We start from the raw sequence: 239 nt of genomic DNA on the forward strand, positions 1-239 counted from the left end.
AATTGATAATGATGTTCTGGTGACCCATATGCAACAAAATCAGCTTTTTTGTTTTCATTGATGTAACCTTCAATTACGGCATCGCCCATAGGTCCTGTCTTCAAACTTGTGAAATGTACAGATTTCATCGTGTTCGGTTCTTTAGTGTTATGCTTGAGATAGAGTGTAATACGCTCTTGTTGTTCTTTATAATAAATTGATTTTTGTTTTTCTTTTTCGTCATATTTCACTTTTAAATA

Annotated in this window: 1 protein-coding gene; it reads right to left on the reverse strand. The window is 32.2% G+C overall.

Annotated elements, in window-relative coordinates; genetic code table 11:
* Positions 1-239 (reverse strand): DUF1433 domain-containing protein (locus tag HMPREF2658_RS01825; protein ID WP_141758275.1); only part of this gene is annotated, 239 nt, incomplete at both ends.

Origin of the sequence: Staphylococcus sp. HMSC062H10, assembly GCF_001836945.1 — a bacterium.
GTDB classification, from domain to species: domain Bacteria; phylum Bacillota; class Bacilli; order Staphylococcales; family Staphylococcaceae; genus Staphylococcus; species Staphylococcus aureus.